This window comes from Vibrio hannami (assembly GCF_029589055.1).
Taxonomy (GTDB): Bacteria; Pseudomonadota; Gammaproteobacteria; order Enterobacterales; family Vibrionaceae; genus Vibrio; species Vibrio hannami.
In genome coordinates this window covers 1,480,907-1,501,971 of record NZ_JARQZP010000007.1, presented here as the reverse complement: position 1 = coordinate 1,501,971, position 21,065 = coordinate 1,480,907, and the positions used below count along the sequence as shown (strand labels likewise).

The window sequence follows — 21,065 nt, the reverse complement described above, 5'->3', positions numbered from 1 at the left end:
TTCGCCGGAGTCATACTCCGGCTTTTTTGTGAATCAGGTTAATGAGTTCTTCTGTTGGCTCTGTCAAGCCAGTCACCTTAGTGTAAATCCCTACCTGACCCACTTGTTTCGTATTCAGGAACAGTAACTCTAACCCTTCTTGCTTAAAAATATGGGCCATCTCAGAGGTATAAGGCATAATCGCATTGCTTGTTTTTAGCATCTTCTTACTCGCCGATAGCGAGTCCAGTTCATAAATTACTCGGGTGTTTTGAGCATCTGTTGTGAACAGCTGAGCGCTTTCCTCGGTGAGGATATCACCGTGTCTGGCGTGGTCAGGTGTCACTTTTATAAGTGGGTAATCCTTTGATTTATCCAGGATATCGTCGGAACCAAGAAGAGGGTGTTCTGGACGAGCATACCAAGCTTCTTGTTCCTGAAATAATGGCGTGAATTTTACGCGGTATTGTTTTTTTATCCCGATAATCTCATGGCCAACAAATAGGTCGATATCATCATTTACCAAATGATGAAGCATGGATAGCCCGTTTCCGAACTCGATATGCAGGGAGCTATTCGGATAGGTCTTAATAAATTGCTCTACAGCATCGGAGCAAAAACATTCCCACCAGGCTTCTCCGATACCCAGCTTAACTTTGCCACCACTTCTTAACTTCATATCCTGAAGTTGGTGAACAATCTGGGCATGTTTCTCTTTCACTTCTTGAACATAACGGAAATAAACCCAGCCATATTCGGTGAGTTCAACCCCTTTAGACTTGCGAATAAACAGTTTTGTACCCAGTTGCTCTTCTAGCTTTTTTATCGCAGTTGTGAGCGACGGCTGGCTGATAAACAACTTCTCGGATGCGGTTTTGATACTGCCTTGTTTAGCGACTTCATAGAAGTAACGATATTGCTTGTCCATTTTATGCTGCCCTAATTTTTAGGTAGGTGCAGGATAATGGGTGATATTGATTTTTTCTATAGCCGATTTCAAAGAATCAATTATTTATCGTATCGACACTTGGTTATAGTTGGCACTAAGAAAGATATGTGAATTAGGTGAGAAAAATGGAAAAGCGTTGGTGGCATAACAGTGTGGTATATCAAATCTATCCACGAAGTTTTTGTGATTCGAACAATGATGGTATCGGTGATCTGAAAGGAATCATTAGCAAACTAGATTACCTGAATGAGCTGGGAATCGACGTTATCTGGCTGTCACCGGTGTATCAGTCTCCTATGGACGATAATGGGTACGACATATCAGATTACCAGGCGATAGCTCCTGAGTTTGGATCGATGGATGATATGAAAGAATTAATAGAGCAGGGCAAAAAGCGTGGTATCCGCATTGTAATGGATTTGGTGGTAAACCATACTTCCGATGAGCACCCCTGGTTTGTTGAATCCAGAGAGAACCCGGACAGCAAGTACCGTGACTTCTACATCTGGCGCAATGCGAATGAAGATGGTTCCGCACCAAATGATATACCTTCGATTTTTGGTGGTAGTGCCTGGCGGTGGGATGAAACCAATCAGCAGTACTACTTCCACCTATTTTCAAAAAGGCAACCGGATCTGAACTGGGAGAATCCGGAAGTTCACAAGACGGTTTTCGATATGATGAACTGGTGGATTGATCAGGGCATTGGTGGTTTCCGTTTGGATGTTATCGACCTTATCGGGAAAGAGATAGACAAAGGCATCACCGGGAATGGCGAACGGTTGCATCCGTTAATTCAGCAGATGAACAAAGCGACTTTTGGCGACAAAGATCTGCTTACAGTAGGCGAAACCTGGGGAGCCACTCCGGAGATTGCCAGGCTGTACAGTAATCCAGAGCGTAATGAGTTTTCTATGGTGTTCCAGTTTGAGCATATTACCTTAACCTGGAAAGATGGAGAGAAGTGGCAACCACAACCGCTGAATCTGATAGACCTAAAGCGAGTGCTTACTAAGTGGCAGGTCGAGCTGGAAAATGAGGGTTGGAATTCCCTGTTCTGGAACAACCATGATTTGCCTCGAGCGGTGTCCAAGTATGGGTGCGAAAATCAATACAGGGTGGAATCCGCCAAGATGCTGGCGACGACCCTACACTTTATGAAGGGAACACCTTATATCTATCAGGGCGAAGAGATTGGAATGACCAATGTGTCATTCGACTCACTGGACAAATACAAAGACATTGAAACCCTAAACTTCTACAAAGAAAAGACGGAGTCGGGTGTGAGTCATGAACATATGATGAACGCGATTCATGAGAATGGGCGTGATAATGCTCGTACACCTATGCAGTGGAATAGTGGTGTTCATGGTGGATTTACAGAAGGACAGCCCTGGATAGACGTAAACCTAAATTATGAACACATAAATGTGGAACAAGCTCTGGCAGATAAAAGCTCTATTTTTTATCACTATCAGTCCCTTATAGCGCTACGCAAAGTCCATTCGGTGATTGTATACGGCGAGTTTATTCCTCTGGCGGAAGAGCATCCTGATGTTTTCGCTTACGAGCGCAAAGATGATGCGGAGCATATGGTCATTGTGAGCAACTTCAGTTCACAGGTCCAGCGCATGGTGCTACCAGAGCATTTGCAAAACCTAGACACCAAGTGCCTAATTTCTAACTATCAAGCGATAGAAAGACTGGAAAGAGAAATAGAGTTACGTCCGTTTGAATCCTTTGCTGTCAAGTTAAAGTGACGGTAACAAAATAATGTACGGGTTATCAGAATTTAAATATTACTCTGACACCGTTGCCTTGCTGGAGCTATACTGAATTTATAAATAAAAATAATGAGTTATATTTGGTTTCAGTTGAGTAATGAAAAAGCTATATAAACCAGAAGATTCTGTTCGAATTGCTATAGAAAATCTTCAGCTAGGCATGTTTGTTACGGCTATCGAACGCAGTACGAAAGTTAGCTTAGAAGTCGCGGGTGTGGTGTCTAATGAAAAATCGATCGCTCAGCTCGTAGAGAGTGGGGTTAAGTTCGTCTATGTGGATGTAAAGCTTTCTGCCAAAGAGTGCAAGTTTATTATTGCAGAAGATCCAAAAGCTAAAGATACCGAAGAAAAGCCGCTTGAAGCTTCAAAGAAACCTAAAACTCAAAAAGTTGCGCCATCGGTAAGTAACCGTAAAGCGAAGACACTGGTCACTGAAGCGCGAACACTCGCTAACAAGTTGATACAGGACACTTTTGAAGGGAAGTCGGTAAATATTGATGCTGTCGAGAGATGGGCAGATGACATTATTGATACCGTGCTTGAGAGTGATGGTGCAATCATGTTTGTTTCCGCACTTCGAAGTAAAGATGCTTATCTGCTCGAGCACTCAGTTAATGTTGCCTGCCTGCTCATTACCTTTGGAAAGTTTCTGAAACTTGGTAAACAAGAGCTCAAGCACTTAGCGATAGGTGGGATGATTCACGATCTGGGCAAAACGAAGGTAAAAGATAACGTACTGAACAAACCTGGAAAGCTGACTGATGATGAGTTTGAACATATGAAGCTTCATCAGGTATTTGTGTCAGAACTCATGGAAGATATCCCTAGTTTAAGTAAGACAAGCATGGATGTGTGCCTGTTGCACCACGAGAAGTTAGATGGGACTGGATATCCGAAGGGGTTAGCCGACAGTGAAATTTCATTATATGGTCGAATGAGTGCAATCGTTGATATCTATGATGCGTTAACTGCAGAGCGTTGTTATAAGCATGGTATGAGTCCGTCGGATGCCTTCAAAATACTTCTGAGTATGACTCCGGCAAAGCTGGATCAGGAGCTGGTATACAAGTTTATAAACTGCTTAGGCATTTATCCGGTTGGTTCATTGGTAGAGTTAACAGATGGTAGCGTTGGCATAGTTGAAGCAAAAGAACAGAAAGCGCCAGCAAAGCCAAAGGTGAAGTGTTTCTATTCAAATAAGCACAAAAAATTTACTGAAGTTAAGTCTCTCAAATTGATTAAAACTGAACTCTGTGTCGAAAAAGCGCTTGCTCCTAAAGCATTAGGAATTGATCTCTCACCATTTTATGATTAGGTGGTGCTCTCCTCGCTACGATTAAAACGGCCTGTTGTTATCACATTAAGCAAATATTCCGTGTAGTTATTTTAAATATATTATGTTATAACATAACAATATTGAGTTGGGCATTTGGATAAAGCTTGCTGTACGTGTTTCATCGGTACGATCTTGCTAAAACGGTGAGGGGACTGTGCTAGTGTGATTAGCTACCGGGTTCGTACAATCTCAATATAAGGCGATACCAGAAATGGTGTCGCCTTTGTCTTTTTAAATAGGTTTTGCTTATTGATAAAATAGGATTAATCTATTTCTAATATCACCTTTCTTTAACAATAATGATTGATATCAAATTGCGAGATATGTTGAACGGAAGGTGAGTGATGACGCAGTTAGGAATTTCTTTTATCTACATGTTTTGGATGGCATTTATTATTGCTTTATCTTTCTTTGCAGTAGAGTTTGGATTGTTTGTCAGGCCAGAAGTTAGGGTGACTACAATGAACGGAGCATGGCCTTCTCAACCAGGAAATGAAGACTCGAACAGGTATCGATTGGCAAGTTTTAAAGCCTGATGGCCATCAGGCTTTATTAATGCATATTTGCGATGGCATTACTTTAATGCACTGCAGAAGCTAACATCAGCAATATCGTTTTCTTGATCGTAGCTGTGGTATAGCTCAAAACACGGACGGTCGTCCATTTCTAAGCCAAGTTCAACTATTTGAGAAATATGCTCGTTCCATGCCGGACCATATTGAGATTTGTCTGTGATGGTTTTACGCATGGTGCCATATTCACCGCCTTCAAACTCCTTGAGCTCAATATCGCCTGAAGCCTTCACTTCTCTATTTAGCATAAGGCAAATATCTGTACGGCATTTATCCGCGGGTGTCACTTCAGGATTGTCGTGATAAACGAAAATGTACGTAGAATCAGCGACACCTTCTGCCGCAGCCCACTGATAGAGCTTTTCTACTGCTGGTTCATAGTTTTCTCCGTACGGCCCTGTTACACGAACATACGCCAGAGTGCATTTCTCGAAAACTGTCTTTTCCATTGTGATTCTCCTTAGTGTTGATGTAGGAGAAGTATAGAAGCCAGAGTCAGAGCCGGCGTTTCCCTTTTTGCGGAGTTTGTTTCCTATCTTGCTATTTCGTATTACCTCGGAAAAATGCTCGATGCTCTCGCACTCTCTGATATCGGTAGGTGAAAGGTCGAAATACTTTTTAAAGGCCTTGGCAAAATTTTGCGAGCTCGAGAAGCCATACTCTAAGGCAACATCAATAACAGGAGGCTTTCGATAGAAAAGATCCTGCGCTGCCTGTTGCAATCTCAGTCGACGTAGATACTCGTTGAGGGTTTCGCCTGTAACCGCTTTAAAAACACGATGAAAATGATACGGTGAAAGCGCCGCAAGGCTTGCCACTTTCTCCAGGTTGAGTGATGAGTTGTAGTTCTGCTCAAGATAGCGAATGACAGGCTTAAGCTTTAAGTCATAGTTTGTTTTCATCGCGAGTGATTCCTGGTTGCTATTCCTTTAACCGAGCCATATGGTAGACAGCAACATACTCCCCATTTCGGAATGCATAATCCTTAGATTGTCCTTCAACTTCAAAGCCAAACTTTTTATAAAGGCGAATTGCTCTCTCGTTGTCGGTGTATACCGTTAATTCAAGACGTCTTAAATTCAACCAGTTATCTGACAAGTCGATGATAGTTTTTAGCAGTGCACTGCCAACGCCTTTTCCTGCATTACTGTCTTTGACACCCATGCCAAAGGAGCCAACGTGTCTTCTTCTTGGGTTTGAGCATACTTCAAAACCAATATTGCCTACAATATTACCGTCAACTAGCGCAACATATGAATACACATTTTCAGGGGTGTTTCTTAGCCTCTTTTCCCATGTTTCTATTGAAGGGTTAGGTAGCTGCAGGGTTTCGCTATATGCTTGCTCGTTTTCGTAGATCTCTTTTACTGCTTTGGCATCTGAGGCCTCAGCTCTTCTTATTTCGATTTCCATCTTTATACAATCCATATACTGCGTGATCCAAAATCCGGTCGCCAACTCTTTCGTGGTAAGTGATTATGCCTTCGAGAGTCATTCCCAGTCGTTCACATACTGCTCTGCTGGCAGAATTTCCATCCGCAGCACAAATTTGAACTTTGCTGATATCAAGCTTATCAAAGGCATACTGTATAAGGTGCTTACAACAACGAGTGACAATACCGTTACCCTGATACGGTTGTGCTAGCCAGTAGCCGATTTCAACCATTTCTCTGTTCTGGTCTATGGTATTAAAGCTGATATTACCGACAATTGTTCCTTTATATCGCATAGCGCAAACCAGGCTTTTGCCATCGGCGTAATCATGGAGTGACTGTTTAATAAAAGCTTTGAAATCTTCTTCTTTACTGCATGCTCTAGGCCACTGTAACCACTCCGAAAGGTTGTCATAATTCTGTTTTGCCAGTTCGACATAAATAGATGCGAAAGACTTCTCAACCAGACAGAGCTCTAACTCTTCATCAACTTCCCAACTGAACATTGCTATGGCTCCTTTTTTATTGTATTTGAGTATGCGAGCCGCTCAGAATCTCAGATAACGTAATGGAATGAAAGGGAAATTATGGCTTTCGCCCAATAAATACCAATAAGATTCCGCCCAAAATAACGATAGAAGCTACGAATAGCTGAATTGTCATTGATTCCCCAACGATTATAACGCCACCGATAGCAGCAATAGCTGGCACAGATAACTGAACAATAGAAGCTTGCAGCACGGAGATAATAGGCAGAACCGAATACCAGATAGCATATCCTAATGCAGATGCCACAGCCCCAGAGCCGATAGCAAGATAGATTCCCTTTAATGCTATATCTGACGTATTTACGAACCAGGGTAAGAGCAAAACTGCGAGCGCTGTAGCTCCGATAAAGCTGACCGCCATGTTCGAAGTAGCAGAGAGTTCAAGAGCATTTTGTTTTCCCAGAAGAGTGAATATCGCCCATGATATGCCGGAAAAAATCATAAGAAGAGCAGGGATAAGAGCCGGACTTGAGGCTGATGGAAAGAGCAGGTAAATAAACCCGATAAGCGCTAGCATCAGGCCAAATGCTTCTATCCAGTTAAACCGGTTTCCTGTGCTTAGGTGATACCCGATCATTGCAAGCTGGACGGACGCAAACAGGACTAATGCGCCTGTTCCTGTTTCCATATCTATATAGGCATAGGAAAAGCTGGCGGCATAGCAGAAAAGCATCAACGAACTTAAGCCCGATTTGGGTACCAAAACTAATAATTGCTTAAGATTTATCTGCTCTTTGTTGTGAAATACAATCAATAAGGCAAGCATAACTGCTCCGGATACCAACCTCACTAGGGTAAACAAACCTGCATCCATACCTGTGTCTTTTAGAGCCAGACGGCATAACACTGAGTTTGCTGCGAATGCGGTCATTGCCAGAATAACAAGCGTAGTGGCTTTTATGCTGAGTTGATTTAGAGTTGCCATTGAAACACTTTTTTACGATTAATCTTGTATAAATATTGACGGTATGCTGTTCAGAAAACCAGCTTAATTAAGAAGAAGTTATGCGTATTGGTTATATGTGTTGATGAAAAAGTAGTCAAAATATAATCCCGGCCACACCGTGCTACCGATCAACTTAACTATACTTATAGCAAAGAAGTAGCGCGGAGGAGTCATTATGGATTTCGTGGAAAAAATGCGATTGCGTGGTAAAGCTGAAGAGGATCGTTTTTTTGCTGAGTTAGACAGGCAATTAATAGAAGCGATGCATGAAAAACAGAAGATGGAAGAAGAGTCCAAACGTTTTAAACCGGAGGGCGATGACTTTGGCAATCAAAGTAAGTAGCGTACATTTTTATTCTCTTCTCGACGCTAATCTAATCTGACGAAACGGGCTATGTTCGCTAGCTTTCGTAGTTCGCTAGTTCTCGTATTCTATTTTTTCTGTTTTGTTTTTTCAACCAGCCCTGTTTACATGAAAGCGCCCCTACAAAGGAGCGCTTAATAGGCGGTCTAGAAACCGCAAGCCTCAAGCCTTGTCGATGCTACATTGATAGTGAATGTGTTTCCTATGGCGAAACCACCAATTACACCTGCGCTGTACAAGTAAACCTCTCTGCCACGGTAATAGGGGTAAAGTACTCTATCGTGTAGCTGATGATTCCAGTTGGTACCGCGTAAACTGACGGTTGGAATGGATGACTGCATATTTACATATAGATGAATAGTTGGTGAGTTTATCCACGAGCCGTTGGTCAACAAGAAGCTACCAGTTCCCGGGATACTGGTATTGACGTAAAGGCCATTCACAATAGTATCTAACCATAACTCTATGCCAGGGTGACTTATACAGTTACCGATTTCCCATCCATGTTGGCCATGGCGAGAGACGATTGCTACCCAGTCACCGGGCTGATAGTTTAGCGAAGCAATGTCACTTCCCATATTGATCAGATCCGGAGAGGATGTTTCAGTCCAGGTAATACTTCTATCGAGTGAAAGGCCTTCCAACACCGATACTCTGTTTTCGACATCCATAATAAGAGCGGCATTAGCAGCTATCTGCGCTTCGATAGCCAAATCGTTGGCAATTCTTGCCGCTTTCTCAGCCGCAAGTTCAGCTGAAAGTGTTGCATCTGCTGCTGCGCGTGTGGCAGCTTCAGCTTGATCTGCAGCGATTCGGGCAGCTTCTTCTGCTGCAATAGCAGTTTCAAATGCCTCTTGTTGCTCAATAAATGGTTGGCCCTGATTACTGCCGTTGCTCGCCGCGACGGCGGCACTCATGAACAGCCCAACAAATAAGATAAGTATTGATATTAACTTTTTCATTTCCGGTTCTCCCTGTTCGTCGGACATAAGTGCAGATAGCACTTTCCCAGACAATTAGGCAGCCCGGCGATCCTGGAGTCCATGAGTGAGAAGCTTATCAAGGAGGGCGAGGATCCGTGGCTTTGCGTCCTGAGCTTTTACTGAGTTTGCTTTTTACATAGCCTGTAATACGAGCATAGTTTGTAATAATAGAATTATCAGTGAACTAATGTAGTAATTACAGGCTCTGAGGTTGATCTAGATTAAATGAAAGGGCGAATTTAGCGAGCCAGCTTATGATGCGCCCGGGCAAAGTGGCCCGCACAAAATGCACCGACGATAGAGAGCTCTCCCGCAAGACATAGCGCTGCACACACTTCTGATAGCGCTTGAGATTTACCATTTCCGTGCAAGCCCATAATATCCAGGCATGCCTTTTGGCTCGGAAGACCTGTTCCACCGCCAACGGTGCCTAACATCAGGTTTGGTAAGGTAACGCTAGCGTACAAGCCTCCATCACGATCGACTTCCATTCGTGTTACACCAACTGCCGATTCTGCAACACATGCCGCATCCTGACCACACGCGATGTAGAAGGCTGCCAGCGCATTAGCATAGTGGGCATTAATCCCAATGGTGCCGCTTAGCGTCCCACCAACAGTAGTCATCTGGCCAAACTGCTGCATTTTTTCTGGGGTAGTATGCAAATACTGAGCTATCAGTTCTGCTGGAATATGTGCTTCTGCGGTGACTTTCTTGCCACGAACACTACGCAAAGTCTGGGTATTAGCCTTTTTATCACCAGACAGGTTGCCATCAAGAAATGCATACTCAGGCTTAACCGGGCTATTGGCCATAATGAATTCAAACACCGCGTTGGTAGCGATGGTCACCATGTTTTGTCCTGAAGCATCACCTGTCAGATAATCGAAGACAAGATAGACATGGTTGCCTTCGATGTTCATGTTGATATCGGTCAGCTTTCCGTGTGAGGTCGTTGATTCTGCTATCTGCTTAAACTGGTCATATTGTGTGACAGCCCATGCAACAAACTGTCCAGCTTGCGTTAGATCGTAAAAAGCAAATCCAGGCGTACGGGTGACGCCTTCATTTAGCAGCATAGCGCTGACACCACCAGCCGCTGTCAGCAACTGAGAGCCTCTGTTGTAAGATGCCACCAGAGCAGCTTCCGTTGTCGCTAGAGGTATAAGATAATCATCGTTCGCAAACAGACCGTTTACCCTTAATGGCCCTGCCAGCCCAACAGGAAGCTTAACTGTACCAATAAAGTGCTCGATATTTTTATGGTAAGCATCCGTTTGTTGAAAAGTATGCTCATCCAGCAGTTCTGCTTTGATGTCTGGACGGTTCAATGCCTCCCAGCGACTTTGAATATTTTTATCCGAAAGTCGGGGACTGCGAATCAGCCTGTTCTGAACTTTGTGGTGTTTTGGAGAAAGGTTTTCTTTCAGTTCATCGTTTGATAGATCGCCGCTTAGAAGGGGAATATAGTCGCGGCGATGAAGTTCAAATTTAGGCATTGCTTATCCAGAATATATTTTTGCGCTGATTCTACTCAATTCTGAAAACGGCACAAGTGATGTGAAGTCACTTGAGTATGATGCTTAACATTGTTTTGTCATTTTTTCGTGAAGGGGCCAAAGAAAAGGTCGGCCTGGTTCTCCCGCCATAGTTCGTGGTTTTCCATTACCTTTGAAAATAGGTAGCTTTGCAGGTAGCGGTTTAGCCATGCACGTAATTTAGGGTAAGGACTTTGGCGAAACCATTGTTTTTCGATACGGGCAAACTTACGCAAAAAAGGCATCAGAGCTATATCCAGTAAGCTTTCTTGTTCGGAAAATAAGAAAGCGTGTTTTCCAAGGCGCTCTTCAAGGTGTTTCAGCTGAATTTCGCATGCCTGACGACACTCAACCAGATTATCTTCATGATACCGTTTAGCGCAGCTATAGGCATTGAGAGCAGGAATAAAGTGATGCTCAAAGTCAGCAATCAGATGGATAATTTCAGGTAGTGCGTTTTGATCATTGACGCATAAGAGACCGTGAGGGTCGCTTTGAGACAGAGCCCAAACCATTATTTCTAAACTTTCTTCAATAACCATCGGTTTATCGGAACCCGGTGTTTCTACAATGAGCACTGGCACGCTACCTTTAGGAGATGCGTAGAGCATTTCGATGGGCTTGTTGTCCAGCTTTATTGACCGAATGCGTACTTGTTGGTTTGCCCTAATTAGGGCAATGCGTGCACGTATTGCATAAGGACAGTTGTGCAGAGAATAGAGTATTGGGGTACTTGTCATTGTTATTACACTTTACTGAAAGGCAGTGTTTAAGGTTAGCGTTGTTTTGCGATTTTTTCATGATATCTGGCAAATAGAACTACAATTTATAAAGGGTTTATAGATTCTAATCTGGGTCGTGACTTAAACACTTTTCAGGGGAAGGAGTAGGGTATGAACATGACAAAATCGGATAAAATTGAAGCGGCACTAGAGGTATTTTCTAATACAGATCTTATTCGTGAGCTTGGTATTAAAGCCGCAGATCTCTCGGCTATACGCAGTAACGTAGATACAGTAGTTGCCGAGCTTGAAAAAGCGGAACTTCGTATAGGTATGTATGAAGTAAATGGCAGACATTTCGAAGAACCGATAAAAGGTCCGGCTTCATTCGAACTGCAATCAGAAATCGATATCCATAATGAGCACACTGGCGACAATAAAATCAAGCGTGATTATTTAATCAATGTTGTTGGGGAGTAACCCTAAACGCATTTTGTTTTAGTGTGAGCCTCTCTTAAAGTATGAAGTCAGCAAGTTGGGGTAAGCGCCCCGGCACAATGAGCTGGCTCAAGCAATAAATTGCATTGATATCGCACCGACATAACAGCTGCTGCGACATTGTCCGCAGCCTACGCACAACTCACTATTGAGTACTGGCAGTTCACCGTCTTCAACCGTAATGGCAGAGAATGGGCAGCCAGACTCACACTGATTGCACTCAAGCTGCAAGTAGTTATCACACCCTTTCGAAAATATGGGGCGAAGACTGATGTTCACATCTATCGATGTGTGCAATGCGCCAGTTGGACAAGCCTTTACGCACTCTTCACACAAACTGCACTCATTGTAATCAAGGTTAAGGCGAGCAAGTTCGCTTTCTATTTCAATGACACTATTTGGGCAAGCATCTCTGCACTTTTCGCAACCATCGCATAAACGGCAGAACAGAGCCTCGTCCACTGCATGAGGCGGACGAGGGGCATCACGAAGTGTCGCCTCCGATTCATCAGAAATGTTTTGAATCGGTTTTGACAATCTTGAAAGAAAGCCTCTTCGGTTTTTATTTATCAATTCAGACATTGTTAATTTTTCTGATTGGGTTTAGCGTTGTTAATATATAATTTTCTTTTGTCTATAGTGAGGTTTATATCATTAACTAATTTCTGAAGCCATTCATTAACATTATTTGTCAGGTTTTTATAATACAAATTATTTGATTTATTATTTAATAGTTCCAAATATACAAATCCCCACGGTAAAAAATGTTTTTCCATCAACATTACACCAGCCTCTTGATTATTTTTTTCAAGAAGAAAGGCAAACGCTAAAAGCATCAGACCGAAATGATCTTCTGGTTCACGCAGGCCGGTATCTAGAGCGACTTCGTTTTGCTCTAAGAAACGGCGATAGGCAATGGTAGATTCACCAAATAGTACTCTTTCTTTATCAAGATACACTGAGCCCCATGGTGGCACTGGCATATCACCAACTCCTTCAAAAAGTTCTGAAAAATCATGGTTAAGCTGTTCTTCATCTTGTTCGAACAACGCGTCTAGAGTGGCTTGGGTTAGAACATGTTCATCAACTAATGCTGACACTATTTCAATTTGCTCCTGTTTTGAACATTTTTGATAAAAAAGAGTGCCTAATAATTTAGCTGTATCGATAATCATTATTATTTCCATGTATTTAATTCTGAGTCATTGTATTCATATTTAATAGATTTTCTTTGGGTCGCCTTCAAGTTTTTTACGACGAATATGATTGTAAATAATAATAGTTGACCACCATCAAAAGATCTTAATCTTGTTAGTGTTAATTAGGCGGGGTACCTATTAAGTATTATATGTTAATAATATAACAGGCATCATTATATGAATAATAAAAAAGTAGAATCTGGAGTAATGAATCTTACGCGTCGAGGCTTTATTAAAGCGTCATCGGCGGTAGGTAGTGCTGCAGCGTTAGCAAGCGGGATAACCTTGCCATTCACATCTAAACCAGCTTCAGCTGCTCCCTCCGGCAATACTGAGGAAAAGGTTGTCTGGAGTGCATGTACTGTAAACTGTGGCTCGCGATGTCCACTACGTATGCATGTGCAAGATGGTGAAATAAAGTACGTCGAAACTGACAATGTTGGCAGCGATGAATACGGAAACCATCAGATACGAGCGTGTTTACGTGGTCGCTCTATGCGCCGTCGCGTTTACAATCCTGACCGCCTGAAGTATCCAATGAAACGCGTTGGTAAACGTGGCGAAGGTAAGTTCCAGCGAATCAGCTGGGAAGAGGCATACGACGAAGTCGCAAATACCATGAAGCGCCTAATCAAGGATTACGGCAATGATTCCATTTATCTGAACTACGGAACCGGAACACTTGGTGGTACTGTAACCAAATCGTGGCCACCCAAAGCAACACTTATCGCTCGATTGATGAACTTGTGCGGTGGTTACTTAAACCATTATGGCGACTATTCAACAGCACAGATAGCAAAAGGCCTGAACTACACTTATGGTGGCTGGGCATTTAATAACTCATTTTCCGACCTTGAAAATACCAAGCTGAACATTCAGTTCGGTAATAACCCGGCAGAAACAAGGATGTCTGGCGGCGGCCTTATCCACCACTATGTGGAAAGCAAGAATCGCTCTAACGCAAAAACTATCATCATCGATCCACGTTACACTGACACTGCTGGTGGCCGTGAAGATCAGTGGATACCAATTCGCCCGTCTACAGATGCGGCGTTAGTTGCTGGCCTTGCCTATGTAATGATTACAGAAGACCTGGTAGATCAGGAGTTTCTGGACAAGTACTGCGTAGGTTATGATGAAAAAACGCTGCCAGCTTCAGCTCCTAAGAACAGCGACTACAAGTCTTACATCCTGGGCAAGGGGGAAGATGGTGTGGTTAAAACACCTGAGTGGGCGTCGAAAATAACTGGGATTCCAGTAGATACTATTGTGAAACTTGGCAGAGAAATGGGTACTAATAAACCTTGTGCCACCCATCAGGGTTGGGGGCTACAACGCACCGCGAATGGTGAATTAGCTTGCCGTGCTATTGCAATGCTCTCTTTACTTACTGGTTCTGTTGGAGTTGCTGGGGGCTCAACTGGTGCACGTGAAAGCGATATCAACATCCCATTTGTTCGCTTCCCTCAAGTGCCTAACCCAATTAAAACATCCATTTCCATGTTCTTGTGGACAGACGCTATTTACCGTCATCAGGAGATGACCGATCTAACTGATGGTGTCCGAGGTGCAGAGCGCCTCAAAAATCCTATCAAGATGATCTGGAACTACGCTGGTAACTGCCTGATTAACCAGCATGCAGATATCAACCGCACCCACGATATTCTTCAGGATGACAAAGCCTGTGAAATGATTGTGGTTATCGATAACCACATGACATCTTCGGCGAAGTACGCAGACATCATACTTCCAGATCTGACAACGTCTGAACAGGATGACTGGTGTATGGATGGTAAGGCATCCAATATGCCGTATTTCATCTACGCTCAGAAAGCTATTGAGCCTCAGTTTGAAGCGAAGAGCATTTATGAAATGTGTACTGAGCTAGCGAAACGTATGGGAGTAGAACAGGAATTCACCGAAGGTCGCACGCAAGATCAGTGGATAGAACATCTTTACGCAGAAACTCGTAAAAAAGACCCAACCCTTCCAACTTTCGAAGAGATGAAAGAGATGGGAATCTACAAACGTAAATATGATCGTCACTACATCGCGTATGAAGCATTCCGCAAAGATCCTGAAGCGAACCCGCTAAAAACGCCGAGTGGTAAGATCGAAATCTATTCCGAGCAACTCGCAAATATCGCGAAGACATGGAAACTTAAAGAAGATGAGGTAATCCATCCTCTGCCTATCTATGCAGAGTCATTTGAAGGTCATACCGATCCGCTTACCAGCAAGTATCCATTGCAGCTAACGGGTTTCCATTATAAATCTCGCTGTCATTCCACGTATGGAAATGTCGCTGAAATCAAAGCAGCAGCAAGACAAGAAGTTTGGATAAACCCAATTGATGCTGAAGCGCGAGGTATTAAAAACGGTGACCTGGTGAGCATCTTTAATGACCGTGGTGAAGTTCATATTGCCGCAAAAGTGACACCACGTATCCTCCCACACGTTGTCGCGCTTGGTGAAGGTGCATGGTATGCGCCCGATGGCAAAAAGGTCGATCATGCCGGTTCTATCAACGTATTAACTACGCAGCGCCCAAGCCCGCTTGCTAAGGGTAACCCTCAGCATACGAATCTTGTTCAAATTAAAGCGCTGAAGAAAGCATAAGGTAGGTTGAAATGAAACAATACGGCTTTTACATAGATTCAAGTAAATGCACAGGTTGTAAAACTTGCCAGCTTGCTTGTAAAGACTATAAAGATTTAGACGTAAAACAAAACTATCGCCGTGTATACGAATATGCCGGTGGTGGATTTGTTCAGGATGGTGATACATGGATACAAAAAGATGTGTTTTCTTACTATCTGTCTATCGCATGTAATCACTGTTCCAATCCAGCGTGTGTTGCTGTGTGCCCATCTGGTGCAATGCATAAGCGTGAAGAAGATGGCCTGGTAGTGGTTGATGAAGAGGTGTGTATCGGATGTCAGCACTGTAGCAATGCTTGTCCATATGGCGCGCCGCAGTTCAATAAGCAGAAAGGCCATATGACCAAATGTGACGGTTGCTATGAGCGAGTCGCTGAAGGTAAACAACCTATATGTGTGGAGTCTTGCCCACTTCGAGCATTGGAGTTTGGTGAGATAAATGAGTTGAGAGAGAAGTATGGCGTAAATGCGGATGTGGCTCCACTTCCATCATCTCTATTAACCTTGCCGAACATCGTCATTAAACTAAACAAAAATGCGAAACCTACTGGTGACACCAGCGGGTTCCTAGCAAACCCGAAGGAGGTGTAAGATGATTTTTCATGAGTGGTCTTTGATCTTCTTTACTGTACTAGCTCAAACCGCAGTTGGTGCGTACCTTTTGATTAGCGCGCGAGCGCTAGTAATGGGTTACGACGAAGACAAAATAAACAGCTACAAAGTTCCGATGTTCATCTTGTGGTTAATTATGGGTGTTGGTTTTATTTTTTCTACAACTCACTTAGGTTCGCCTTTGCGTGCATTCAATGCTTTTAATAAGCTTGGATCTGCCTGGTTGTCCAATGAAGTATTCTTCGGTGCCGCATTCTTTGCCGTCGGGGGTATCCAGTGGCTCCTTTCTGTACTGAAAAAGGGTGGTGCAGGCGCACAAAAGGGCTTGATGGTTGCAGCAATGGTACTTGGCGTTATCTTTATGTATTCCATGATTAAGGTATACATGATCGATACCGTACCTACCTGGAATAACATCTACACGCCTGTGAGCTTTGTGATGACAATGGTAGTCGCTGGCTTGTTGCTGTCTCAGTTCGTTATTGTATTTGCAAAAGATAGCCGTTTTACTGTAGACCGCAATATTGCAATGATTGCAGTTATCACTATCGCCATTAGTTTGTTAGCTACGGTTGGCAAAGCTAACCTGATTGGTGATATTCAGTCCTCTGTCGTTAAGGCTTCTGAGTTGGTGACCGGTATGGGAATATACCTGGCTGTTCAGGTTGCTTTGCTGATGTTTGGTTTGTTGATTTGGATTCTACCTCTTATCAATAAGTCATCAGTTAATCCAATTAACCTGGCTGTGGCATTAGTTCTAGTTCTCGCTTCAGAGCTAATAGGTCGCGGACTTTTTTATAGTTTGCATATGACATCCGGCTTGTAATAGCAGACAGTCATAATGTATTACAATTAAAGCCTGACACTAAGTGTCAGGCTTTGTTTAAGGCGTTACTTGTTGTCAGCTGTTATCCAGGGAAAATCAGGCTGTTCAACCTTGCTGAACTCCTTTATTGTCTCATCAGAAAAGTCTTTGCTGTAGTATTTGTAAAAAGCGCCTTCTTTTTTCATTGTATTGAGGGTTTCCTTGCAATAGGTTCACAGTCTCATCTGAAGTCTCTTTTGAAACGGCATAATAGAGATATTTAGTATCGATTGTGTATACAATTTTAATATCCGACAAATAGTCACGGTCCGCTTGTATATCCCATAAAAGTGCGTTGGCGCTACTAATCCACAAATCAACGCGCTTTCTGGCTAACAACTTAATGCAGTCAAAGCTTCGATATTGAGTCTCGATATTTTCGAACCCATTCTTTTCAAGAAAAGCCAGTTTTGCATCTCCAAGATAGCCACATATTTGTGGTACTTTCTTTGCGTCTTCGAGGTTATTTAACTCTATATCCGAATCTTTATGGGCATACATAACCCATCTGACTTTGAGAAGGGGGCCAACCCATTTGGCATCATTTTCTCTCGCTTCAGTTCTGGTAGTCGGAAAGAGAGCGACGTTGGGCTCACTCTGCATTATCGAATAGGCTCGTCGCCAGGGATAGACTTCGATGTCATTGGTTTGATTCAGTCGCTGTATTAACTCACGGGTTAGTTCGGATTCGTTGCTGAAAGAGCGGCCTTCTGTATCCATGCTTGTAGTCGGTTCTGTGATAAAACGAACTTCATCGCAGTATCCTACTGGAGCCAAGAAAGCAACAACCAGTGACAGAGACATTAAACTTAGGCGACAACTTTTCATTATTATTCTTCACCCACCTCAACTGAATACCTAATCTACTTAAAAACATAGCATAAGATGGAGATAGAACTTAGTTTGAAACACATAAATGGGAAGGAGATATGGCCTGGATAGGAATTCCCCAAAAACAAAAAGGGCCAATTCAATTGGCCCCGTTGCTATTTTCTGGAAATCACTTCTTTGATTGTTCTTTCCAGTATTGATGTCGGCAGCGTTGTAGCTGCATTCTTCTAGTCTTCTTCATAATAAAGTCTCTTGTTATTGTATTTTTTATATTATGTCTGTTTCACAAATATGAATATCACTTAATGTCTGTTTGCTATCAAGAATATTTCAGAATAAAAGAGAACTGCATCACATAAGATTAGCGACTTTTGCGTTTGAGCATTTCCTTATCAGCTTTATCTATCAACTGTTCTATATGCAGTTCCCCATCGTACGTTGTTCCGCCAATAGTTACGCTAAACTCGGGTTGATTCTCAGGATGATGTCCGTTCACTGCTTTCGTAAGTTCAGCTTCCATTGTAGATAAGTCACCTGAGTCATTAAGTAACATGAGAACAACAAACTCATCACCGCCCATTCTCCCTACGACATCGGAGTCACGGACATGCCCTTTTAATGATTGCGCAACACTTATTAGTACTTTGTCACCTTCGTGATGTCCATATTGATCATTGATTGTCTTAAACTTGTCGACATCGATATAAAAAAGCCCAAGAGATTGACTCATTCGCTTAGCTAAACGAAGCCTTTGTTCTGCTAATGTTTCAAAGCCACGACGGTTGCTTATGCCGGTCAATGGATCGGTAACAGCGAGTACCTGTACTTCACTATAAAGATCAAGCAGAGCCAGATCAGATTCCAAAATATCTTTAAGCTGGTGGATCAGCTTAATGTAGGTTTCGCTGTAGTCGGTAACTTCATAATCCATGACACAAAATGTCCCGAACGGATCACCGCTGGGCCAGAAAACCGGGACACCAAGATAAGAGTTAAAGCCATCATTATGTACTTCAGGGTTAGTGTCCCAGCTTGGATCAACTTTGGCATTATTTACGTAGAGCTCTTGCCGCGATTCAACAATCTTTCTGCAAAATATATTGACGTCCGGTTTAATAATAATACCGGAGGGGTAGGGGTTGGTTTCTTGTTGGCTGCATATGGTGGTTTGAAATCCTTCTGGCGTATATTGAACCAGAAAGCCAGCAGGGGCACTAAATAGCTCGGCAAGAAGATTGACGGTTTGTTGCCATTTGTCTAATGATATCAGGTCATTAGGGCTATCCAGTAGGAACTGGTCTTTGTTCATTCTTGAATGCTTAACCATTAGTTTACCCCTGAGTATCATATTCTCAATCAATGAAATAATATCTCTATAATCTGGTAAATCAATGATTAATTATTGGCCAATCACCTGATCTTGGGCATTAAGACACTAATTATCGGTAAAAAATAGGGTGCCATTTGGCACCCTGTCAGACGATTTTTGTGTCTTAACGCTCCTCGGTGCGCATACCCATTATCAGGCTAACACACATTAGAAGCAGAACAATAGTAAACGGTAATGCGGTAGAGATAGCGCCAGCCTGTAAGGCTTGAATCGCTTCTGTTCCACCAATCCACAACAATGCTGCCGCGATTGCACCTTCAACAACTGCCCAAAAGACGCGTTGTGGAACAGGTGCATCGACCTTACCACCTGCTGTAATGCTATCAATAACCAGTGAACCAGAGTCTGATGAGGTGATAAAAAACACCAATACCAACAAGACTGCAATAATAGACAGAGCAGTGCCAAATGGCATGACATCAAACATCTGGAACATCGCTAGTGGAACATCAGTTAGCCCATGAGTACCAAGTTCACCAACCTGATTGATAACCTGATCAAGCGCCAGACCACCAAATACCGACATCCAGATCAGTGTAATTGAAGTTGGAACCAGTAGGACGGCAACGATAAACTCTCTTACCGTACGGCCGCGAGAAACACGCGCGATAAACATACCCACAAATGGTGACCAAGAGATCCGCAGGCCCAGTAGAATACAGTCCAGCCCTGGAACCACGCCTCATCTTCACGGCCAATAGGGTTACTTAGTGGGATGATATTTTCAATGTAAGCCATTAACGTGGTTGGTATAGAGCCGAAAGCGACGGCATAGCCGACAAGCGCAACAAAAATTACCAGCAAGAAAGCGATGATCATATTGATGTTACTAAGTATCTTTACGCCCCCTTCAATGCCACGAATTACCGATATAACTGCCAGCAAGGTGACAACCGCTATCACAATAAGCTGAAGAGTAAGACCTGAGTCGATGCCGAATACGTGGTGAATACCGCTTGCAGCTTGCTGAGCACCCAAACCAAGAGAGGTAGCAAGGCCAAACAGTGTTGCTAATACTGCCAAGATATCAACAATATGACCAGCCAAGCCCCAAGCGCGATCACCAAGCAGAGGATAAAAAATAGAGCGGATAGAAAGAGGAAGGCCCTTGTTATAGGCAAAGAAGGCCAATGAAAGCGCAACTATGCCGTAGAATCGCCCATGGGTGCAGACCCCAATGGAACATGGTTGCTCCAAGTGCAAGCTTCGCGGCTTCTGGTGTATTAGGCTCTACATTTAATGGTGTTTCGTACCAGCCGGTAAAATAAGCAACGGGCTCAGCAACGCTCCAAAACATAAGACCAACACCCATACCGGCAGCAAATAGCATTGCTAGCCAGGACATGAAAAGAGTGGTCTGCGGTCGCATCTTTGCCACCAATTCTAATTTTGCCGAATGGTGAAACGATAAGAGCAAGGCAGAAAATAACAAAAATATTACCGGCCCAGATAAACAACCAGTCGAAGGCTCCAATAATCTGCCATTTGAGGCCATCTAGTACCGATTTTGCCGATTCAGAATCAACCAGTAATGTTCCAATTAGAAACAGAACAATTAAGCCAGCACTTGTTCCGAATACTGGATTGTGAACATCAAACCCCATTTTTGGACGTTGTCCTGCCCTACGGTGTAGTCAGTACTATCTATACTGTATTTATCTACTCCTTTAGTCATAGTTCCTCGCTAGTCTTATTAAAAGTCAATCGAACTCACAATTAAAACGTTAGTGTTCTTAGTATTTGCTCGGTTTGAAATTGTTACGGATTCTACACTTTTGATATCGAAATTTCATTAGAGGCATGAAAAATCTATTGAAATAATGCGTGTTCTGGATTGGACGAGTGCTTTTTGCACT

The 21,065-nt window shown here is 43.0% G+C and carries 24 protein-coding genes and 1 riboswitch; of the genes, 8 read left to right on the top strand and 16 right to left on the bottom strand.

The window, feature by feature from the left end; all coding sequences use genetic code 11:
• Positions 1-10: 10 nt before the first annotated feature.
• Complete coding sequence (locus P7F88_RS21280) at positions 11-907, bottom strand: LysR family transcriptional regulator (RefSeq protein ID WP_277828047.1); 897 nt, start codon at positions 905-907, stop codon at positions 11-13.
• A gap of 146 nt (positions 908-1,053) precedes the next feature.
• Between P7F88_RS21280 and P7F88_RS21275 the strand changes: the two genes are divergently transcribed.
• From P7F88_RS21275 to P7F88_RS21265, 3 genes are all read left to right on the top strand, one after another.
• A complete protein-coding gene (locus tag P7F88_RS21275; RefSeq protein ID WP_277828045.1) occupies positions 1,054-2,688 on the top strand; it encodes a glycoside hydrolase family 13 protein in 1,635 nt (544 codons plus the stop codon).
• Between the two features lie 121 nt (positions 2,689-2,809).
• A complete protein-coding gene (locus tag P7F88_RS21270) occupies positions 2,810-4,027 on the top strand; it encodes a cyclic di-GMP phosphodiesterase (RefSeq protein ID WP_277828043.1) in 1,218 nt (405 codons plus the stop codon).
• Between the two features lie 365 nt (positions 4,028-4,392).
• Positions 4,393-4,584, top strand: coding sequence for a hypothetical protein (locus P7F88_RS21265; RefSeq protein WP_277828041.1), 192 nt, complete (start codon positions 4,393-4,395; stop codon positions 4,582-4,584).
• Positions 4,585-4,622: 38 nt separating this feature from the next.
• Here the strand turns inward: P7F88_RS21265 and P7F88_RS21260 are convergent, their stop codons facing one another.
• The 4 genes from P7F88_RS21260 to P7F88_RS21245 form a co-directional block, all read right to left on the bottom strand.
• Entirely contained in the window at positions 4,623-5,522 is a 900-nt protein-coding gene (locus tag P7F88_RS21260; RefSeq protein ID WP_277828039.1) for an AraC family transcriptional regulator, read from the bottom strand.
• A 19-nt stretch (positions 5,523-5,541) separates the two neighbouring features.
• The gene (locus P7F88_RS21255) at positions 5,542-6,033 is read right to left on the bottom strand and encodes a GNAT family N-acetyltransferase (RefSeq protein ID WP_277828037.1); all 492 of its coding nucleotides are present in this window, start codon (positions 6,031-6,033) and stop codon (positions 5,542-5,544) included.
• The gene (locus P7F88_RS21250; protein ID WP_277828035.1) at positions 6,008-6,559 is read right to left on the bottom strand and encodes a GNAT family N-acetyltransferase; all 552 of its coding nucleotides are present in this window, start codon (positions 6,557-6,559) and stop codon (positions 6,008-6,010) included. Before P7F88_RS21250 ends, P7F88_RS21255 begins: the two co-directional genes overlap by 26 nt.
• A 79-nt stretch (positions 6,560-6,638) precedes the next feature.
• Positions 6,639-7,526 (bottom strand): DMT family transporter, encoded by an 888-nt coding sequence (locus P7F88_RS21245; RefSeq protein WP_277828033.1) that lies wholly within the window; start codon positions 7,524-7,526, stop codon positions 6,639-6,641.
• A 196-nt stretch (positions 7,527-7,722) separates the two neighbouring features.
• Between P7F88_RS21245 and P7F88_RS21240 the strand changes: the two genes are divergently transcribed.
• Positions 7,723-7,890 (top strand): hypothetical protein, encoded by a 168-nt coding sequence (locus tag P7F88_RS21240; protein ID WP_277828031.1) that lies wholly within the window; start codon positions 7,723-7,725, stop codon positions 7,888-7,890.
• Positions 7,891-8,057: 167 nt separating this feature from the next.
• Here P7F88_RS21240 and P7F88_RS21235 read toward each other — a convergent pair whose 3' ends face one another.
• The 3 genes from P7F88_RS21235 to P7F88_RS21225 form a co-directional block, all read right to left on the bottom strand.
• Positions 8,058-8,873 (bottom strand): hypothetical protein, encoded by an 816-nt coding sequence (locus tag P7F88_RS21235; RefSeq protein ID WP_277828029.1) that lies wholly within the window; start codon positions 8,871-8,873, stop codon positions 8,058-8,060.
• Between the two features lie 54 nt (positions 8,874-8,927).
• Positions 8,928-9,034, bottom strand: a riboswitch (cyclic di-GMP riboswitch).
• 99 nt (positions 9,035-9,133) lie between these two features.
• Positions 9,134-10,393 (bottom strand): hydroxymethylglutaryl-CoA reductase, encoded by a 1,260-nt coding sequence (locus tag P7F88_RS21230; RefSeq protein ID WP_277828027.1) that lies wholly within the window; start codon positions 10,391-10,393, stop codon positions 9,134-9,136.
• Between the two features lie 98 nt (positions 10,394-10,491).
• A complete protein-coding gene (locus P7F88_RS21225; protein WP_277828025.1) occupies positions 10,492-11,172 on the bottom strand; it encodes a glutathione S-transferase in 681 nt (226 codons plus the stop codon).
• A gap of 153 nt (positions 11,173-11,325) precedes the next feature.
• On the opposite strand from P7F88_RS21225, the gene P7F88_RS21220 reads away from it, so the two are divergent.
• Complete coding sequence (locus P7F88_RS21220) at positions 11,326-11,634, top strand: hypothetical protein (protein WP_277828023.1); 309 nt, start codon at positions 11,326-11,328, stop codon at positions 11,632-11,634.
• A gap of 87 nt (positions 11,635-11,721) precedes the next feature.
• On the opposite strand, the gene napF is transcribed toward P7F88_RS21220, so the two are convergent.
• Complete coding sequence (gene napF / locus P7F88_RS21215; RefSeq protein WP_277828021.1) at positions 11,722-12,234, bottom strand: ferredoxin-type protein NapF; 513 nt, start codon at positions 12,232-12,234, stop codon at positions 11,722-11,724.
• Positions 12,235-12,236: 2 nt separating this feature from the next.
• Positions 12,237-12,827 (bottom strand): molecular chaperone TorD family protein, encoded by a 591-nt coding sequence (locus P7F88_RS21210; RefSeq protein ID WP_277828019.1) that lies wholly within the window; start codon positions 12,825-12,827, stop codon positions 12,237-12,239.
• A 201-nt stretch (positions 12,828-13,028) separates the two neighbouring features.
• Between P7F88_RS21210 and P7F88_RS21205 the strand changes: the two genes are divergently transcribed.
• From P7F88_RS21205 to P7F88_RS21195, 3 genes are read left to right on the top strand one after another with little or no spacing between them, the layout of a single operon-like run.
• The gene (locus tag P7F88_RS21205; protein ID WP_277828017.1) at positions 13,029-15,470 is read left to right on the top strand and encodes a DmsA/YnfE/YnfF family dimethyl sulfoxide reductase; all 2,442 of its coding nucleotides are present in this window, start codon (positions 13,029-13,031) and stop codon (positions 15,468-15,470) included.
• Between the two features lie 11 nt (positions 15,471-15,481).
• Positions 15,482-16,102 (top strand): DMSO/selenate family reductase complex B subunit, encoded by a 621-nt coding sequence (locus P7F88_RS21200; protein ID WP_277828016.1) that lies wholly within the window; start codon positions 15,482-15,484, stop codon positions 16,100-16,102.
• A 1-nt stretch (position 16,103) separates the two neighbouring features.
• A complete protein-coding gene (locus P7F88_RS21195; protein WP_277828014.1) occupies positions 16,104-16,949 on the top strand; it encodes a dimethyl sulfoxide reductase anchor subunit family protein in 846 nt (281 codons plus the stop codon).
• A 135-nt stretch (positions 16,950-17,084) separates the two neighbouring features.
• On the opposite strand, the gene P7F88_RS21190 is transcribed toward P7F88_RS21195, so the two are convergent.
• The 6 genes from P7F88_RS21190 to P7F88_RS21165 form a co-directional block, all read right to left on the bottom strand.
• Complete coding sequence (locus P7F88_RS21190; RefSeq protein WP_277828012.1) at positions 17,085-17,816, bottom strand: substrate-binding periplasmic protein; 732 nt, start codon at positions 17,814-17,816, stop codon at positions 17,085-17,087.
• 364 nt (positions 17,817-18,180) lie between these two features.
• Complete coding sequence (locus P7F88_RS21185; RefSeq protein ID WP_277828010.1) at positions 18,181-19,146, bottom strand: sensor domain-containing diguanylate cyclase; 966 nt, start codon at positions 19,144-19,146, stop codon at positions 18,181-18,183.
• 166 nt (positions 19,147-19,312) lie between these two features.
• A complete protein-coding gene (locus P7F88_RS21180) occupies positions 19,313-19,825 on the bottom strand; it encodes a BCCT family transporter (protein ID WP_277829247.1) in 513 nt (170 codons plus the stop codon).
• Positions 19,789-20,340: a BCCT family transporter gene (locus P7F88_RS21175; RefSeq protein ID WP_277828008.1), complete on the bottom strand. Its 552-nt coding sequence runs from the start codon at positions 20,338-20,340 to the stop codon at positions 19,789-19,791. Before P7F88_RS21175 ends, P7F88_RS21180 begins: the two co-directional genes overlap by 37 nt.
• A complete protein-coding gene (locus tag P7F88_RS21170; protein WP_277828006.1) occupies positions 20,321-20,590 on the bottom strand; it encodes a BCCT family transporter in 270 nt (89 codons plus the stop codon). The genes P7F88_RS21175 and P7F88_RS21170 overlap by 20 nt, the downstream gene beginning before the upstream one ends.
• Complete coding sequence (locus P7F88_RS21165) at positions 20,487-20,813, bottom strand: BCCT family transporter (protein WP_277828004.1); 327 nt, start codon at positions 20,811-20,813, stop codon at positions 20,487-20,489. The genes P7F88_RS21170 and P7F88_RS21165 overlap by 104 nt, the downstream gene beginning before the upstream one ends.
• Positions 20,814-21,065 lie beyond the last annotated feature (252 nt).